At 35.8% G+C, this 3404-nt stretch carries 5 protein-coding genes; 1 reads left to right on the top strand and 4 read right to left on the bottom strand.

Annotated features, from left to right (window positions below):
* The 4 genes from ACIQ56_RS15815 to ACIQ56_RS15800 form a co-directional block, all read right to left on the bottom strand.
* Nucleotides 1-1454 (bottom strand): chemotaxis protein CheA (locus ACIQ56_RS15815; protein ID WP_397602002.1); only part of this gene is annotated, 1454 nt, incomplete at its 3' end.
* 44 nt (nt 1455-1498) lie between these two features.
* The gene (locus ACIQ56_RS15810) at nt 1499-1807 is read right to left on the bottom strand and encodes an STAS domain-containing protein (protein WP_153418063.1); all 309 of its coding nucleotides are present in this window, start codon (nt 1805-1807) and stop codon (nt 1499-1501) included.
* A 13-nt stretch (nt 1808-1820) separates the two neighbouring features.
* Nucleotides 1821-2390: a chemotaxis protein CheW gene (locus ACIQ56_RS15805; protein WP_153418062.1), complete on the bottom strand. Its 570-nt coding sequence runs from the start codon at nt 2388-2390 to the stop codon at nt 1821-1823.
* An 18-nt stretch (nt 2391-2408) separates the two neighbouring features.
* The gene (locus ACIQ56_RS15800) at nt 2409-2777 is read right to left on the bottom strand and encodes a response regulator (RefSeq protein ID WP_153418061.1); all 369 of its coding nucleotides are present in this window, start codon (nt 2775-2777) and stop codon (nt 2409-2411) included.
* 149 nt (nt 2778-2926) lie between these two features.
* On the opposite strand from ACIQ56_RS15800, the gene ACIQ56_RS15795 reads away from it, so the two are divergent.
* Nucleotides 2927-3271, top strand: a complete 345-nt coding sequence (locus ACIQ56_RS15795) for a YhbY family RNA-binding protein (RefSeq protein ID WP_397602001.1) — start codon at nt 2927-2929, stop codon at nt 3269-3271.
* Nucleotides 3272-3404: the final 133 nt, after the last annotated feature.

Raw genomic sequence — 3404 nt, 5'->3', positions numbered from 1 at the left:
TCAATACCATTACCATCGTCACGCACAACAAGTTTAACGTTGTTACCTTCATAACCTGCTTTAAGTAATAAAGTACCAGTATCTGGCTTTCCTCTTTCCTTACGAGTTTCTGGATTTTCAATACCATGGTCTATTGAGTTTCTAATTAAATGCATAATTGGGTCAGAAATAGCTTCACTTACTGTTTTATCTAGCTCTGTTTCTTCACCCTCAATAACTAAATTTACTTTTTTATTTAATTTTTTAGCTACGTCACGAACAAGTCTTGTATATTTTGTAAATACATTTCCTACAGGAACCATTCTTGCATTCATTACACTTTCTTGTAACCTTGCAGAAAGTCTTGTTACATGACCTGTTCCTTCTTTGAAACCTTTCGTAATTTCATTTTCAGGCAATACTTCTTCAAGTCTATTTGCTAAGTGAACAAATAAGTTTTTAACTGTGATGAGCTCACCAACTAAATTCATTAATTGATCTAGTTTTTCTTTTTTCAAACGGACAAAGTCGTTGGCATCTCCACCACCATGATTTGCATCAGGTTTAGCTGCTGCCGCGGCCGCTGGAGCTCCTTTTGCTGCAGCAGGTGCTGCTGCAGCTGGTTTAGGAGCGGATTGTGCTTTCGCTGCAGCGGGTGCTGCTGTTTTTGCTTCCATGGGTTTCGCTTCCCCTGCTTTTTCTGCTGCCGGTTTTGAAGCCGCTCCTCCTGCGACTCCGTCCATTTCAATTTTCACATTGCTAGAACCAATTGCGAATTCAAAAATATCTTGTACTGTCTTAAATTCTGCCATTGAAACAAAATTAAAGGTAAACTCAAAGTAACAACGTTCAGGTTCAATTTCAGATAGGGCAGGAACTCGTGAACAGTTTGTAAATAATGAAAATACTCCCGAAGAAATATCTCGACAATTTAAAACCAATGTAATGGGATCAATACCTGTTAAAAAGAATTGATCTGCTCCAGTAATAGAAATGTGAAATGGGCATTCACCAGGTTTAATATTTTCTTGAGTAGGAGTTGGTGCAACTTCACCAGATGCCACTTTTTCTTGTAGTTGTTCACCAGTAATTTCTTTAAATTCACAAAGCTGACGAACGATATCAGAGTTATCAAAAGTGGATAAATTTTGTTTCTTTTGAGCGCCATCCATCATTTCTTTTAAACGATCGAAACAACGTAACAGCGCTGAAAATACTTCTTCATTTGGTTCTAGTTTACCTTCACGCATGCGATCAAGTAAATCTTCTGCATGGTGAGTTAAATCTGCAATTTCACGAAGACCAAAAACCCCACTAGAACCTTTTAATGTGTGAACTTCACGAAATAAATTTTTAATAATTTCTAAATCGCCTGGAGTTTTTTCTAAAACAAGAATGCAACTATCGATATGCTCGAATACTTCTCGCATTTCTTGAAAGAATATTTCTTGCATTTGTTCTTCATTATAACTCACAGTTTAGCACCTCATCCCTAATAAAAACCTAAAGTAACAATTTATTATGCTGCTTTAGGAAAAGTATCTGCAGGCATCCCAAACAAATCTAAAAGAGAATCAAATGTTTGAGTGCTTGCTTTTAATTTTAAATTTCCTTTACCATTTTTTACTAATTGTTTAAGAGCAAGTAAAAGTTGTAATACAGCGGCATCAATTGCTTCTACCCCTGATAAGTCTAGAAAAAAATCAGATTCCTTTGCTGCTTCTGCATTATAGCCTTCTAAAATTTTATTTTTTAGTTCAGAAACTTTATATATAGTTAGTTTTCCTGTGAACTTAAAAGTTTTATTTTCGTAGGTTACTATGCTCATAAAAAACCCTTCATTAAGCAGCCGCTGCTTTTTCGTTTTGGGAACTAAATTCAGAATAAATAGCACCACAATCAAGCCATAAAATATTTCTATGTTTATGAGGTTTTATAATTCCTTTTAAAAATTTAGACCTTTCACCAGCTACAATATCTGGTGTAGGTTGAACAGCTTCTTTTTCTACTTCAATAACTTCACTTACAGCATCAACAATAATCGCAGCTAAAACATTTTTATCATCTAGAACAATGATTCTACTTCTATCTGAAATGGGTTGATTTTCTAAACCCATTATTTTATGAAAATTTACGACTTGAAGAATATCTCCACGTAAATTTGCCACACCTTCAACAAAATGCGGAGCTTTTGAAACTCTTGTTACGAGTGGTACTTTAACGATTTCTTTTACTCTTTCAATCTCAATTACAAATTCTTCTTCATTTAGTTTAAAACCAATTAATTTATAAGTCTCAATTTTAGGAGCAATTCTTTTGCGAATACCAGAAGTATCGTGTTTAAGTTTATACAAAGCATCAAGCTTTGCTCCACCTTTACCACCTTTTCCACCACCTTCATTATCAGACATAACTAAACCCTTTCAAAACTAACGAGCTAGTTTCTTTACGGCACCAACAAGTTGTTCCGGATTAAAAGGTTTCACAAGCCATCCACTTGCTCCCGCCTTTTTGGCACGTTCTACTTTATCGCCACTACTCTCTGTTGTGAGCATAATGATGGGGATAAATTTAAATTGCTCAATTTTTCGTATCGATTCGATCATCACAAGGCCATCCATATTTGGCATGTTCACATCTGAAATGATCATGCTAATATCTGGTGTTGCTTGAAGCTTATTAAGTCCGTCTTGACCGTCTTCTGCCTCTACCACTTCAAAGCCTTCCTTAGACAAGGTAAAGCCCACCTGCTGGCGAATCGTACGAGAGTCATCAACGATGAGTATTTTCTTGGCCATTGCCATCCTCCCTGTTGCAGATTCATTATCGACAGATTTTTTTACAAATTAATAGTTTTTATGAATTATGTTAGTGTGCAAAAAGTATGGCATCTAGACAAAATTTGGTGCAAGGTACTTTTTTTACGTCTACGAAGGAGCATTAAAGGATGGCTATAGACAAAAAAGTCAATAAATTCACTGAAGTTTTATCAAGCGAACAAAAAGCAAAACTAAAAAGCCTTGCTCATCATTTAAAGCCTGTGGTGCAAGTTGGGAATCAAGGTTTATCTGAAACCGTGATCAAAGAAATTCATTTAGCACTTGAAAAACATGAACTCGTTAAAATTCAACTCCCTGGAAACACAGATGCTGATAGCAAAAAAGACAAACAAAATGAGTTGAGCTCTGTACTCGCTAAAAACTCTCATGTTATAGGTCGCATAGGTAGAAGTGTCATTCTTTACTTAGAAAAAGAACCGCAGGATGCAAAAATAAAGTTAAAAAGCCTTTAAGGAGTGATTTATGGTGCGCCAAGATAAGTGCGTAAGAACCAGTGAGTGCGAATCTCACCCACGTAAAGATTAGCCATCAGCGTGGAAGTAAGCAGTGCGATTAATAAGGTAACAAATTAATTGAAGCCATTGT

The organism is Silvanigrella sp., from assembly GCF_044369315.1.
GTDB lineage: Bacteria > Bdellovibrionota_B > Oligoflexia > Silvanigrellales > Silvanigrellaceae > Silvanigrella.
The sequence above is the reverse complement of the archived record's forward strand: the minus strand, read 5'-3'. Positions and strand labels throughout refer to the sequence as shown.